At 73.8% G+C, this 12626-nt stretch carries 10 protein-coding genes; 5 read left to right on the forward strand and 5 right to left on the reverse strand.

Features of this window, described 5'->3' with window-relative positions; genetic code table 11:
• Positions 1-18: 18 nt before the first annotated feature.
• Together IE326_RS13785 and IE326_RS13790 are read left to right on the forward strand one after the other, a co-directional pair.
• Positions 19-1476, forward strand: coding sequence for an aldehyde dehydrogenase family protein (locus tag IE326_RS13785; protein ID WP_150229109.1), 1458 nt, complete (start codon positions 19-21; stop codon positions 1474-1476).
• Positions 1477-1546: 70 nt separating this feature from the next.
• The gene (locus tag IE326_RS13790) at positions 1547-2086 is read left to right on the forward strand and encodes a DinB family protein (RefSeq protein ID WP_190041644.1); all 540 of its coding nucleotides are present in this window, start codon (positions 1547-1549) and stop codon (positions 2084-2086) included.
• 75 nt (positions 2087-2161) lie between these two features.
• On the opposite strand, the gene gad is transcribed toward IE326_RS13790, so the two are convergent.
• The 3 genes from gad to IE326_RS13805 all read right to left on the reverse strand — a co-directional run bounded on the left by gad (position 2162) and on the right by IE326_RS13805 (position 5711).
• The gene (gad, locus tag IE326_RS13795) at positions 2162-3580 is read right to left on the reverse strand and encodes a glutamate decarboxylase (RefSeq protein ID WP_150229106.1); all 1419 of its coding nucleotides are present in this window, start codon (positions 3578-3580) and stop codon (positions 2162-2164) included.
• 29 nt (positions 3581-3609) lie between these two features.
• Positions 3610-4887, reverse strand: coding sequence for an ion channel protein (locus IE326_RS13800; protein WP_190041645.1), 1278 nt, complete (start codon positions 4885-4887; stop codon positions 3610-3612).
• Between the two features lie 455 nt (positions 4888-5342).
• A complete protein-coding gene (locus tag IE326_RS13805; RefSeq protein ID WP_150229101.1) occupies positions 5343-5711 on the reverse strand; it encodes a YbjQ family protein in 369 nt (122 codons plus the stop codon).
• A 174-nt stretch (positions 5712-5885) separates the two neighbouring features.
• On the opposite strand from IE326_RS13805, the gene IE326_RS40645 reads away from it, so the two are divergent.
• Positions 5886-7220, forward strand: a complete 1335-nt coding sequence (locus tag IE326_RS40645; RefSeq protein ID WP_229915326.1) for a DedA family protein — start codon at positions 5886-5888, stop codon at positions 7218-7220.
• 108 nt (positions 7221-7328) lie between these two features.
• Here the strand turns inward: IE326_RS40645 and IE326_RS13815 are convergent, their stop codons facing one another.
• On the reverse strand, positions 7329-8981 hold the full coding sequence (locus tag IE326_RS13815; RefSeq protein ID WP_150229098.1) for a threonine/serine exporter family protein: 1653 nt from the start codon (positions 8979-8981) through the stop codon (positions 7329-7331).
• Positions 8982-9178: 197 nt separating this feature from the next.
• Positions 9179-9670: an inorganic diphosphatase gene (locus IE326_RS13820; protein WP_030749421.1), complete on the reverse strand. Its 492-nt coding sequence runs from the start codon at positions 9668-9670 to the stop codon at positions 9179-9181.
• A gap of 102 nt (positions 9671-9772) precedes the next feature.
• Between IE326_RS13820 and dacB the strand changes: the two genes are divergently transcribed.
• Together dacB and IE326_RS13830 are read left to right on the forward strand one after the other, a co-directional pair.
• The gene (gene dacB, locus IE326_RS13825) at positions 9773-11182 is read left to right on the forward strand and encodes a D-alanyl-D-alanine carboxypeptidase/D-alanyl-D-alanine endopeptidase (RefSeq protein WP_190041646.1); all 1410 of its coding nucleotides are present in this window, start codon (positions 9773-9775) and stop codon (positions 11180-11182) included.
• 58 nt (positions 11183-11240) lie between these two features.
• Positions 11241-12380, forward strand: coding sequence for an Rv3626c family coenzyme F420 biosynthesis-associated protein (locus IE326_RS13830; RefSeq protein WP_190041647.1), 1140 nt, complete (start codon positions 11241-11243; stop codon positions 12378-12380).
• Positions 12381-12626 lie beyond the last annotated feature (246 nt).

Raw genomic sequence — 12626 nt, forward strand, 5'->3', positions numbered from 1 at the left:
GGTAGAGGGGTCTCCACCATGTCGCACTTCACCGACCTGGCCCACCAGTACATCGACGGGGAGTGGAAGCCCGGCAGCGGCTCGTGGGACATCATCGACTTCAACCCGTACACCGGGGAGAAGCTCGCCTCGATCACGGTCGCCACCGCCGGCGAGGTGGACCTCGCCTACCGCGCCGCCGAGCGCGCGCAGACCGCCTGGGCCGAGACCAACCCCTACGCCCGCCGGCTCGTCCTCGAGCGCGCGCTGCGGATCGTCGAGGACCGCGAGGACGAGATAGCCGAGACGATCGTCGCGGAGCTCGGCGGCACCCGCCTCAAGGCCGCCTTCGAGCTGCACCTCGCCAAGGAGTTCCTGCGCGAGGCGGTCCACCTGGCGCTGCGCCCCGCCGGCAGCATCCTGCCCTCGCCGGTCGACGGCAAGGAGAACCGCGTCTACCGCCTCCCGGTCGGCGTCGTCGGCGTCATCTCCCCCTTCAACTTCCCCTTCCTCCTCTCCCTCAAGTCGGTCGCCCCCGCCCTCGCGCTCGGCAACGCGGTCGTCCTCAAGCCGCACCAGAACACCCCGATCTGCGGCGGCACCCTGGTCGCGAAGATCCTGGAGGAGGCGGGCCTGCCCGCCGGGCTGCTCAACGTCGTCGTCACCGACATCGCCGAGATCGGCGACGCGCTGCTCACCCACCCGGTCCCGAAGGTCATCTCCTTCACCGGCTCCGACAAGGTCGGCCGTCACGTGGCCACCGTCTGCGCCCAGAACTTCAAGCACGCCGTCCTCGAACTCGGCGGCAACAGCGCCCTGATCGTCCTCGACGACGCCGACCTGGACTACGCCGTCGACGCCGCCGTCTTCAGCCGCTTCGTCCACCAGGGGCAGGTCTGCATGGCCGCCAACCGCATCCTGGTCGACCGCCGCCTGGAGGCGGAGTTCACCGAGAAGTTCGTGGCGAAGGTGAGGACCCTGCGGGTCGGCGACCCGGCCGACCCCGCCACCCACATCGGCCCGCTCATCAACACCCAGCAGGCCGAGTCCGTGGCGGGCGCCGTCGAGCAGGCCGTGGCGGCCGGTGCCACCGCGCTGCTGCACGGCACGGTCGAGGGCAGCCTCGTCTCCCCGTCCGTGCTCACCGGCGTCCCCGCCGGCGCCCCGGTCCTCTCCCAGGAGATCTTCGGCCCGGTGGCCCTGATCCTCCCCTTCGACGGCGAGGACGAGGCCGTCCGGATCGCCAACGACACCCCGTACGGGCTCAGCGGCGCCGTCCACACCGCCGACGTCGAGCGGGGCGTCCGGGTCGCCAGGCGGATCCACACCGGCATGATCCACATCAACGACGGCACCGTCCACGACGAGCCGATCGTCCCCTTCGGCGGCGAGAAGCACTCGGGCATCGGGCGGCTCAACGGCGACGCGATGATCGAGGCGTTCACCACCCAGAAGTGGATCTCGATCCAGCACGGCCGCAGCCGCTTCCCCTTCTAGGACAGCACCTGTCCGCCTTCCTCCGTAACGTGGGCATCGCCCGAGCGACACACGAGAAAAGGCGGACAGCATGGTGGCTTTTGTTCCTGCGGAGGCTCCCGGCGACGAGCGCGGCGCGTTCCTCAACTTCGTGGAGGTCCAGCGCGCCGCGCTCCGCCGCTCCCTCCTCGGCCTCACCGAGGAGCAGGCGGCGAGCCGCCCCAGCGTCAGCGAGCTGAGCCTCTCCGGCCTGGCCAAGCACGTGGCCGAGGTCGAGCTGAACTGGCTCAGGCTCGCGCAGCAGCGGGAGAACGAGCGGCAGCGCACCGAGGAGACCTGGGCCGAGGGCCACCGGCTCGTCGGCGACGAGACGGTCCCCGGGGTGCTCGCCTTCTGGGAGGGCGTGGCGAAGGAGACCGAGGAGTTCGTCCGTACGGTGCCGAGCCTGGACGACACCTTCCCGCTGCCCCCCGCGCCCTGGTTCCCCGCGGGCACCCGCGTCTCGGTCCGCTGGATGCTCCTCCACCTGGTGCAGGAGATGGGCCGGCACGCGGGCCACGCGGACATCATCCGCGAATCCCTCGACGGCAAGGGCTCCTTCGACCTGATCGCGCTGGAGAACGAGGGCTGAGCCGGGGGCCGGCGGCGGGCCCCGGCCCGGCCCGGCGCGATCCGGCCTGCCGCGGCCCGGTCCCGAGGACGCGGCCTAGTGGTGGAAGGAGGTCGCGGCCTCCTTGTCGCGGGTGAAGGGGCCCGGCTGGCGGCGCAGTTCGGGCAGGAGGCGGTTCAGGTCCTCCACGAGGAGGCCGGCGAGGTCGGCGGAGAAGCCGTTGCGGCAGACGATCCGCAGGACGGACAGGTCCTCGCGGTGCGCGGGGAAGGTGTAGGCGGGGACGAGCCAGCCGTGTTCGCGGAGCCTGCGGGAGACGTCGAAGACGTCGTAGGCGGTGACGTCGGGGGCGGTGGTGAAGGCGAAGACGGGCAGCTGGTCGCCGCGGGTGAGGAGCCGGAAGTCGCCCATGGCCTCGATCCGTTCGGCGAGGCCCCGGGCGACGTCCCGGCTGGTCTGCTGGACGGCCCGGTAGCCCTCCCGGCCGAGCCTGAGGAAGGTGTAGTACTGGGCGACGACCTGGGCGCCGGGGCGGGAGAAGTTGAGGGCGAAGGTCGGCATGTCGCCGCCGAGGTAGTTGACCCGGAAGACGAGCTCCTCGGGGAGTTCCTCGGGGCCCCGCCACAGGGCCCAGCCGACGCCGGGGTAGACGAGCCCGTACTTGTGGCCGGAGGTGTTGATCGAGGAGACGCGGGGGAGCCGGAAGTCCCAGACCAGGTCCTCGTCGAGGAAGGGGGCGATCATGGCTCCGGAGGCGCCGTCGACGTGGACGGGCACGTCGAGGCCGGTGCGGGCCTGGAGGTCGTCGAGGGCGGCGCAGATGTCGGCGACGGGCTCGTAGGAGCCGTCGAAGGTGGAGCCGAGGACGGCGACGACGCCGATGGTGTTCTCGTCGCACAGGGCGGCGGCGGAGGCGGCGTCGAGGTGGTAGCGGTCGCCCTCCATGGGGACGAGGCGGGGCTCGACCTCCCAGAAGTTGCAGAACTTCTCCCAGCAGACCTGCACGTTGACGCCCATCACCAGGTTGGGGCGGGCGGCCGGATAGCGGTCGGCGTTCTTCTTGGTCCAGCGGCGCTTGAGGGCCATCCCGGCGAGCATGCAGGCCTCGCTGGAACCGGTGGTGGAGCAGCCGACGGCGGCGGACGGGTCGGGGGCGTGCCAGAGGTCGGCGAGCATGGCGACGCAGCGCCGTTCGAGTTCGGCGGTGCGCGGGTACTCGTCCTTGTCGATCATGTTCTTGTCGCGGCACTCGCCCATCAGGACCCCGGCCTGGGGCTCCATCCAGGTGGTGACGAAGGTGGCGAGGTTGAGCCGGGAGTTGCCGTCCAGCATCAGCTCGTCGCGGACCAGCTGGTAGGCGCTGGAGGGCGGCAGCGGGCCGGCCGGCAGCCGGTGCCGGGGCGGTGCCTCGGTCATGCCGCCGATCGGGTTCGCCTCCCCGTAGAAGGGGTTGAGGGCGAGCCGGCGGAAGGAATCGGACTCGTTGTCGTCGGGTCCCTTGTGGAGGGCGGCCATGGGGGCTCCTTCTTCGGCTGCGGGCGGGGTCAGCGCAGGGCGTCGCCCCGGTGGTCGAGTTCGAGCTGCGGGCGGCCGGTGACGACCAGCCAGGCGGGCAGGGTGGCCAGGCAGAGCAGCGAGAGCATGGCGGGGGAGGAGGCGAGGACGGCGGCGACGAAGAGGCTCACCCAGCCCTGCCGGGTGGTGGCGAGGAGGACGCCGAGGACCGCGGAGGAGACGGCGACCGCCGGGTGGATCTCCGGGACGAGGGCCTGGACGGCGAGGCCGAGGGCGGCGCCGATGAAGACCGCGGGGAAGACCCGGCCGCCGCGGAAGCCGCAGGCGGCGGCCACCAGCAGCGCGACGGACTTCACCACGGCCAGCTTGGCCAGTTCGCCGGAGGAGTACACCCCGAGGGAGCCGACGAGCTCCTTGGTCTCGTGGAGGCCCTTGAAGAGCGTCAGATGGCCGCCGAGGGCGCCCAGCAGGCCCAGGAGCAGACCGCCGGCGGGCAGCATCAGCATCGGGTGCCGCAGCCGCCCGAAGGCCCGGTGGAGGGCGGGGAAGGCGTAGCAGCCGAGGAGGCCGAAGAGGGCGCCGAGGGTGGCGACGACGAGGGCGGCGAGGAGGTCCTCCCAGCCGGGGTCGGTCAGCGCCGGGAGGCCCATGGCGAAGCTGGGGGAGGAGAAGAGCTGGGTGGTCATCGCCCCGGCGCCGGCGGCGACCAGCGGCGCGAAGAGCCGATCCCACAGGGAGCCCTTGCCGGGCCGTCCGACGAGCGCCTCGGAGAGCACCAGGGCGGCGGCGACGGGGGTGCCGAAGAGGGCGCCGAAGGTGCCCGCCGTGGCGAGGGAGGCCCAGAAGGCGCCCGGGGTGCCCGGCGCGGCCCGCAGCCCCAGCCAGACGGCCAGGGCGATCGCGGAGGCGATCGTCGGCTGCTCGGGGCCGAGGCTGACGCCGCCGGCGAGGGCGAGGGTGCTGGCGACGAGGAGGCCCGGCACCACGCCGGGCGCCAGCGGCGGGCCGCCGAGCCCCTCCGAGGCCGGATCGGGACCGGCGTGCCCGGGGGCCTTCCAGACGACGAGGCCGACCGCGACGCCGGTGGCGGTGAGGACGACGATCATCCACAGGGAGGAGTACGGACCGATGTCCAGCGCGTCGGGCAGCGTCTCCCAGAGCACCGACTGGAGCTCTTCGGCGATCCTGCTGACGCCGAGGAAGAGGAGGGCCGACCCGGCGCCGACCACGAGGGCGGGCAGGACCTGCGGGAGCAGGACCCGGACCGGGGCTTCGGCGGGGGCGGTCGCGTCATGATCGGTGGCCACCGCCCCACCATAAGTGAGCAATTGCCGCACAACACCTCGAAAGACCCGAGGCGCGGGGCCTGCACCTCACGTGACGTCAGGACCCGGGCCGACGGCGTACCGGCAGGGAAAGGGCGGACGGCCGCATGGGCTGCTCCGTGGGACAGGTCGCAGGCCTCGCCGGGGTCGCGGTGCGCACCCCGCACCACTCCGACGCGACCGGACTGCTCTCCCCGGGCGGTACGCGGAGGGGTCCGCCCGCCGCCGGGGCGGCACCCACTCGCACGGGCCCGCCCGGGCCGCGTCCTGCGGGACCGGGCCGGGGCGCGGGACCGGGCCGGGATGCGGGACCGGGCCGGGGGCCTGGCGAGGTCCGGGGCCGTGCCCCGGCCCGTACGCGCCCGCCCCGTCCCGTACGCGGTCCCGCACCCGCCCCGTACGCGCCCGGACCCGCCCCGCACCCGTCCCGCAAGGGTTCAGGCGCGTTCCGCGATGACCACCGCGGTGCCGTACGCGCACACCTCCGTGCCCACGTCCGCGGCCTCCGTCACGTCGAAGCGGAACATCAGCACGGCGTTCGCGCCGCGCGCCCGGGCCTGCTCCACCAGGCGGTCCATCGCCTGGTTCCGGGTCTCCACCAGGGTCTTCGTCAGTCCCTTCAGCTCGCCGCCGATCATCGACTTGAGACCGGCGCCGATCTGGCTGCCCAGGTGACGCGAGCGGACCGTCAGTCCGAAGACCTCGCCGATCACCTGTCGTACCTCGTAGCCGGGGACGTCGTTCGTCGTCACCACCAGCACGTCGGGGTGCGGTCCCTGACCGCCTCCGTACTCCTCGATGCCCATCGGCACTCACCTCCTGGTCACCCAGGGTCGTCGCAGCGGCGCCCCTCCGCATCCCGTGCGGGCCGGGTGGAACCGGGGGTGGCCGTTCCACGTTGATAGCTTGGGGCGCGCCGTCGGCATGTCCCGCCGCACCCCCGACATGCCCCCACCCCGACCGGCAGGAGCCCGGAACCCGTGAACACGCTTGCCCTCGGACCGAGCTGGCTGGATCCGGACTACCTGATCCAGACCTTCGGCCTGATCGGTGTCCTCGCCATCGTCTTCGCCGAGTCCGGCCTCCTCATCGGGTTCTTCCTCCCCGGTGACTCGCTGCTCTTCACGACCGGCCTCCTCGTCACCACCGGAAAGCTCGACTCGCCGCTCTGGCTGGTCTGCACCCTGGTCGTGGCCGCGGCGATCCTCGGCGACCAGGTGGGCTACCTCTTCGGCCGGAAGGTCGGCCCCTCGCTCTTCCGCCGCCCGGACTCCAAGCTCTTCAAGCAGGAGAACGTGGAGAAGGCCCACGAGTTCTTCGAGAAGCACGGCCCGAAGTCCCTCATCCTGGCCCGCTTCGTGCCGATCATCCGCACCTTCACGCCGATCATCGCGGGCGTCAGCCGGATGAACTACCGCTCCTTCATCACCTTCAACATCATCGGCGGCGTCCTGTGGGGCGCCGGCGTGACCCTGCTCGGCGCCTCCCTCGGCAAGATCGACTTCGTGCACCGGCACATCGAGGCGATCCTCGTCGGCATCGTCCTCGTCTCGGTCGTCCCGATCGTGATCGAGTACCTCCGGGCCCGTTCCCAGTCGAAGAAGGCCGCCGCCCGGACCCAGGAAGAGCCCCCCGCCGACCCGGCGCCCCCGGCCGCCCCCGGCGAGCACTCCGACTGGCCCGCCCCCGGCGACCAGGGCCACCACCCCGGCCACGACGACCGGCCCGGCCAGGGCGGCGGCTACGGCCAGCAGGGCGGCTACGCGGACCAGGGGGGCTACGGCCGGCAGCAGGGCGGGTACGGCGAGCAGGGCGGCTACGGCCAGCAGGGCGGTTACGCGGACCAGGGCGGTTACGCCGGTCAGGGCGGTTACGCGGGGCAGGGCCAGCAGGGCGGCTACGGGCAGCAGGCCGGCTACGGCCGGCAGCAGGGCGGGTACGGCAACCAGGCCGGATACGACCAGCAGGGTGGTTACGGCCAGCAGGGCGGCTACGCGAACCAGGGTGGCTACGCGGACCAGGGTGGCTACGCGGACCAGGGCGGTTACGCGGACCAGGGCGGTTACGCGGACCAGGGCGGTTACGCCGGTCAGGGCGGCTACGGAGCCCAGCAGCCCGCCTACGGAGACGCCCAGCAGGGCGCCTACGGCGACCAGCAGCCCGGTTACGGCTACGGCGGCGCCCAGCAGCAGCCCGGCCACGGCGCCCAGCAGCAGCCCGGCCACGGCGCCCGGCAGCCCGGCTACGGCGGCTACGACGGCCAGAACCCGCCGCCGCAGCAGCACGGCGGGGACGACCGGCACCCCCCGCGCTAGGACACGGCACACGACAGAAGCTCCGCCCTCCGGCCGTCCGGCCGGGAGCGGGGCTTCCGCGTGACGGGGGGCGCGCCCGGCAAAGAAGCCCCAGAAGCCCCAGAAGCCCTAGAAGCCCCTGGTCCGCTTCGCCGCGCTGCGGGCGGAGCCAGCGCCGGGGGCCCGCATGAAGAGGCGGGCCAGCTCGCTCCCCAGGTTCACCCCGATCGCGATCGCCAGGGCCAGGGCCGCCGCCTTCGCGAGCGAGTTGAAGCCCTGGTCCAGGTTGTTCTGGGCGATCGCGAGCACACCGAAGTACGTCGCCGAACCGGGCAGCAGCGGCCCGATCGCCGCCGTCACGTACGGCAGCGAGGAGGTGTGGTGGTAGCGGGCCATCAGCTGCCCGAAGAGGCCCACCAGACCGGCCGCCACCGCCGTCGCCATCACCGCGGAGCCCTCCGCCGTCACCGCGATCGACGCGTAGACCACCCAGGCCACCCCGCCGTTCAGCGTCGCGAAGACGACCGTCCCCCGCGACTGCTGGAGGAGGACGGCGAAGGTCGCGCACAGCACCATCGAGGACAGGATCTGCGTCACCGGCCGCTCGACCGGGCTCAGCGTCCCCTCCGGATTGAGCTGGGCGTCGAACTGCACCGCCACGTACAGCACCGACAGCACGCCCACCACGATCGCCACGAAGAAGTAGGCGACCTCCAGGAGCCGGGCCGAGGCCGTGATGTAGAAGCCGGTCAGACCGTCCTGCACGGCCGCGACCAGCGCCCGCCCCGGGATCAGCGCGAACAGGCCGCCCGTGATCACCGCCGAGGGCCGCAGCTCCGCGTGGAGCAGCGTGAGCAGCACCCCCATCGCGGCCGGCGGCATCGCCGCCACCAGGAACTGGTAGAACTCCGGCAGCCCGCGCCCCGCGCACAGCCACGCCAGCCGGTCGCCGAGCACCGCGCCCAGCGCCGCCACGAAGAAGACCGTGGTGTCACCGCCCAGCAGCAGCGAGGCCGCGCCCGCCAGCAGTCCCGCCGCGGCCGTCAGCACCCAGCCCGGGTACGGGTGCCGGTTGCGCCGGATCTCCGCGAGGCGCCGGTACGCCTCCTCCGGCGACACCTCGTGCGCCGGCGCGTTGATGTCCGCCAGCAGCTGGTAGACCGCCGCCAGGCGCGTGTAGTCGGTGCCCCGGCGGCGCACCGTCCGGTTCGCCGTCAGCGGGTCGTCCACCAGCGAGGGCTGGTACGTGACCGACAGCAGGGTGAAGGTGACCGTCGGCTCGCAGCGGTCCAGGCCGTACGAGCGGCAGATCGCGAACATCGCCGCCTCGACGTCCTCCGCGCCCTCCCCGCCCGCGAGCAGCAGCTCGCCGATGCGGAGGGCCAGGTCGAGCACGCGCGGCACCGAGGGGCCCGTCTCGTCCTTCCCCGTGGGCGCCTCCGGCACGGGCCGGTCGCCGACCGGCAGCCGGAGCATCGTCCGCATCCGGTCCTGCCAGGGGGCGTTGTGCGGCAGCCGCGCGAGGGGGACCCCGTACGCCGGGGTGAAGGCGGTCGGCGAGTCCTTCGCGGAGTACGTCGACGGCGGTGCGAACGCCGAGCCCTCCGGCTCCGGCTGCGGCTCGGGCGACAGCCCCTCCGGGACCACGAACGCCGAGCCCTCCGGCTCCGGCGGCGGCTCCGGCACCAGCCCCTCCGGCAGCGCGAACTCCGAGGTCGCCTCGTCCGACAGGGGCTTCCGGTCCTCCGGAACCTCCTCGGGGCCCTCCGGCTCCGCCACCACTTTCTCCGCCTCACACCCAGGGAATCGTGGATTCCAGTATGGGCGTCAGACGGGCGTGCGAAACGCGGATCGCCCGAAGCCGGGCACACGGAGGACGGACGCCCGGGGGCGGGACGTCGGGGGCGCGGGCACGCGGAAGGCGGCGCACCCCGTCACCGGGGCGCACCGCCTTCCGTGAAGTCCCTCGGGACCGGGCGTCAGTGGGCGCCCTGCTCCTTGGCGCGCGCGATCGACTTCTCGATCTCGGCCTCGGCGGCCTCGCGGCCGACCCAGTCGGCGCCCTCGACCGACTTGCCCGGCTCCAGGTCCTTGTAGACCTCGAAGAAGTGCTGGATCTCCAGGCGGTCGAACTCCGGCACGTGGTGGATGTCGCGCAGGTGCTCCATGCGCGGGTCCGTCGCCGGCACGCACAGCAGCTTGTCGTCGCCGCCGGCCTCGTCCGTCATGCGGAACATGCCGATGGCGCGGCACTTGATCAGGCAGCCCGGGAAGGTCGGCTCGTCGAGGATGACCAGCGCGTCCAGCGGGTCGCCGTCCTCGCCGAGGGTGTTCTCCACGTAGCCGTAGTCGGTCGGGTAGGCCGTCGACGTGAAGAGGCGACGGTCCAGACGGATGCGACCGGTCTCGTGGTCGACCTCGTACTTGTTCCGCGATCCCTTCGGGATCTCGATGAGAACGTCGAACTCCACGGGTGGCTCCTCCTGAATCAGCACAACTGAATGCTCGCGACGACGCGCGGTGATTAAGTGTCCCTCACGCACGTACGTGATCGCGAAAGGGGCTGGTCAGCAATGCCGGAGCCGAGGGTGTGGCAGCTCACGGCGGGCTCCGCCGTGCTCGGTCTGGCTCTCGCCGCCGCGGCGGCGACCGCGGCAGGCCCCTGGGACGGAGGCCAGCGTACGGCCGAGCGGGCCCGCGCCGCCGCCCCCGCGACGGGTGGCGAGCGTCACCCCGCCCCGGCCGCCGCCCCCGCCGCCCCGCCGAGGCCCGCCGCACCGGCCCCCGCCCCCAGCGCCCCGTGTGTCCTCACCGCCCTGGACGCCCCCGCCCCCGGCAGCCGCCCGGCGGACCTCGCCAGGGCCCTCGTCCCCCTCCTGGCCGATCCCGGCCTCGGCACCTCCCGCACCGCCTCCGTCGTCGACGCCGCCACCGGGAAGCAGCTGTACGGGGAGGGCGCGGCCACCCCGATGACGCCCGCCTCCACCGTCAAGATCGCCACCGCCGCCGCGGCCCTCTCCGCCCTCGGCCCCGACCACCGCATCGGCACCACCGTCACCGCCGCCCCCGACAGCGCCTCCGTCACCCTCACCGGCGGCGGCGACCCCACCCTCGACCCGGCCCGGCTGAAGGCCCTCGCCGGGGACACCGCCCGCGCCCTCCAGAAGCGCGGCCGGACCTCCGTGCGCCTCGCCTACGACACGAGCCTCTACCCGGGGCCGGCCCTCCACCCCATCGGCCCCAACGAGAACCTCGCGCCCGTCACCGCCCTGATGACCCGCGAAGGACGCCTCGACGACAGCGCGAGCGGACCCGCCCCCCGCTCCGGCGACCCGGCCCTCGACACGGCCACCGCCTTCGCCCGCCACCTCGCCGACGCCGGCGTGAAGGTCGCCGGCGCGCCCGGGCCCGGCCGCACCCCGAAGGGCGCCCCCCTCGCCCGTACGGACTCCGCACCCCTCGCCGACCTCGTCGAGCGCACCCTCACGAACAGCGACAACGACCTCGCCGAGGCCCTCGCCCGGCAGACCGCCCTCGCCCGCGAGCAGCCCGCCTCCTTCCGGGGCGCCGAGAAGGCCGTCCGCGACCAGCTCGGCACCCTCGACCTGCCCCTCGCGGGCGCCCGCTTCGCCGACGGCAGCGGACTCGACCGCCGCGACCGGGTCTCCGCCGCCCTCCTCACCGGCCTCCTCGCCCGCGCCGCCGACCCCGCCCACCCCGAGCTGCGCCCCCTGCTCACCGGCCTCCCCGTCGGCGGCTTCACCGGCACCCTCGCCGGCCGCTACGGCCAGGCCCCCGCGGGCGCCGGACTCGTCCGCGCCAAGACCGGCACCCTCACCGGCGTCAACACCCTCGCCGGCACCGTCGTCGCCGCCGACGGCCGCCTCCTCGCCTTCGCGTTCCTCGCCGGCCGCACCCCCTCGCCCGACCTCGCCCAGCCCGCCCTCGACCGCCTCTCCGCCGCCCTCACCGGCCAGAAGTGACCCCCGCGCCACCCTCCGGAGAGGGCCCGGAAGGGCCCCGAACCCGTACGGTTGACGCATGACGAGCATCGGTGGTGCAGGCACGTCCGGAACGGTCGACTGGAACCTCGCGGTGGCGACCGCGACCAGGCTGGTCCGCCCCGGCCCCGACGTCGGCCGCGACGAGGCCCGCGCCGTCGTCGCCGAGCTCCGCCGCCACGCCAAGGCCGCCGAGGAACACGTCCGGGCCTACACCCGGATGCTCCCCGAGGGCACCGACGCGCCCGACACCCCCGTCCTCGTCGTCGACCGCACCGGCTGGATCAAGGCCAACGTGGCCGGCTTCCGCGAGCTCCTCACCCCGCTCCTCGGCAAGATGAACGAGCGCCGCGCCGCCACCCCCGGCGGCACCGTCCTCGGCGCCGTCGGCGGCAAGGTCACCGGCGTCGAGCTGGGCATGCTGCTGTCCTTCCTGGCCTCCCGCATCCTCGGCCAGTACGAGACCTTCGCCCCCGCCACCCGCGACCTCCCCGGCGCCCCCGGCACCGGCGGCCGGCTCCTCCTCGTCGCCCCCAACATCGTCCACGTGGAGCGCGAGCTCGCGGTCTCGCCGCACGACTTCCGGCTCTGGGTCTGCCTCCACGAGGAGACCCACCGCACCCAGTTCACCGCCGTCCCCTGGCTCCGCGACCACCTCCAGGGCGAGATCCAGACATTCCTCGCCGCCACCGAGGTGGACCCCGGTACCTTCGTCGAACGGCTCCGGGAGGCCTTCCAGACCCTCGCCGGCGGCCGCCCCGAGGGCGAGGAGGGCGACGCCGCCCCCTCCCTCGTCGAACTCGTCCAGACCCCCGAGCAGCGCGAGATCCTCGGCCGCCTCACCGCCGTCATGTCCCTCCTCGAAGGCCACGCCGACTACGTCATGGACGGCGTCGGCCCCCAGGTCGTGCCCTCGGTCGCCGAGATCCGCGAGAAGTTCCAGCAGCGCCGCGCCCGGGGCGCCTCCCGCCTCGACCTGGCCCTGCGCAAGCTCCTCGGCCTCGACGCCAAGCTGCGCCAGTACCGCGACGGCGAGCGCTTCGTCCGCGCCGTCGTCGACCAGGTCGGCATGGACGGCTTCAACCGCGTCTGGACCTCCCCCAACACCCTCCCCACCAAGAGCGAGATCGCCGCCCCCGACGACTGGATCGCCCGCGTCCACCGCCGGACGGAGGGCTGACCCCGCACCGGAACGGCCGGCGGACCGGGAGACGGACCGGAGACCGGGCCCGGGGGCAGGACGGGAGGCGGGTCCGGAGCCGGACCGGGAGGCGGACCGGAAGCCGGGCCGGGAGGCGGGTCCGGGGCCGGATCGGGACCGGATCCCGTCACGACACCCCGGCGGAACACGCCGGGGCGCACCACCAATCACCCATCCGAGGGACCCTGGGCGTGGGGTGAGGCGTGCAATGCTCGGGTAAGGGCC

Origin of the sequence: Streptomyces filamentosus, from assembly GCF_014654895.1 — a bacterium.
In the GTDB taxonomy this organism is placed as follows: Bacteria; Actinomycetota; Actinomycetes; order Streptomycetales; family Streptomycetaceae; genus Streptomyces; species Streptomyces filamentosus.

Coding starts and splice junctions, on each gene's coding strand:
- IE326_RS13785 (WP_150229109.1), top strand. CDS start 19: ATGTCGCACTTCACCGACCTGGCCCACCAGTACATCGACGGGGAGTGG.
- IE326_RS13790 (WP_190041644.1), top strand. CDS start 1,547: ATGGTGGCTTTTGTTCCTGCGGAGGCTCCCGGCGACGAGCGCGGCGCG.
- gad (WP_150229106.1), bottom strand. CDS start 3,580: ATGGCCGCCCTCCACAAGGGACCCGACGACAACGAGTCCGATTCCTTC.
- IE326_RS13805 (WP_150229101.1), bottom strand. CDS start 5,711: ATGGGCATCGAGGAGTACGGAGGCGGTCAGGGACCGCACCCCGACGTG.
- dacB (WP_190041646.1), top strand. CDS start 9,773: ATGCCGGAGCCGAGGGTGTGGCAGCTCACGGCGGGCTCCGCCGTGCTC.
- IE326_RS13830 (WP_190041647.1), top strand. CDS start 11,241: ATGACGAGCATCGGTGGTGCAGGCACGTCCGGAACGGTCGACTGGAAC.